The following is an 891-nucleotide window of genomic DNA, read 5'->3' as shown; positions in this document are numbered from 1 at the left end:
GCGGCCTGCAGCACCATGAACACGGTCGCGCCCTCGGCCCGCGCCAACCCCACCAGCTGCGCGTGGACCTCGGCCGACAGCTCCAGCGGCACCCGGTACCCCTGGTAACTCGCCACCGCCGGACGAGACCGGTCGAACGGCAGCTCCAGCTCCTCGGGTGCTTCCGCCAACGTCTCACGCCAGTAGGCCACCTGGCGCGACAGCAGGCTCTCCGGGTCCTGCTCGTCACCGAGCAGTTCACGCTGCCACAACGCGTAGTCCGCGTACTGCACCGGCAGGGGAGCCCACTCGGGCTGCTTCCCCTCGGTGCGCGCCGCATACGCAGCGGAGACATCGCGCGCCAGTGGACCCATCGACCAACCATCACCAGCGATGTGATGGACAGTCAGGACGAGGGCGCGCTCGCCGGACCCGGCCTTGAAGAGCCACGCCTTCACCGGAGCCTCAGCCGCCAGGTCAAAGGCGTACCCCGCAGCAACGGCCACTGCACCGGCGAGGTCCGCCGAGGAAACCTCCGAGATCTCCAGTTCCCAGTCCAGCTCCTCCAGGCTCAGGATCCGCTGGTAGGGCTCGCCGTTCTCGTCAGCGGCGAACACCGTGCGCAGCACCTCGTGCCGCCCCAGCACATCCCGCAGGGCCACACCCAGCGCCGCCTCGTCAACCTCACCCGACAGACGCAACGCGACCGGCACGTTGTAGGTAGCACTCGAGCCCTCCAACTGCCCGACGAACCAGAGACGACGCTGCGCGAACGACAGTGGCACCCGCTCGGGGCGCTCACCGGCCCGCAAAGCCACCCGGGCCGTACCAGCGCCGGACAGCTTGGCCGCAAGCCTGGCCACGGTCGGCGCCTCGAACAGCGCACGCAGCGACAACTCCACCCCGAGCACC

The 891-nt window shown here is 69.8% G+C and carries 1 protein-coding gene; it reads right to left on the bottom strand.

Annotated elements, in window-relative coordinates:
• Window positions 1-891: condensation domain-containing protein (locus ABD323_RS41970; RefSeq protein ID WP_344447328.1), on the bottom strand; the 891-nt coding region annotated here is incomplete at both ends.

It is taken from the genome of Kitasatospora nipponensis (assembly GCF_039528135.1).
In the GTDB taxonomy this organism is placed as follows: Bacteria; Actinomycetota; Actinomycetes; order Streptomycetales; family Streptomycetaceae; genus Kitasatospora; species Kitasatospora nipponensis.
The sequence above is the reverse complement of the archived record's forward strand: the minus strand, read 5'-3'. Positions and strand labels throughout refer to the sequence as shown.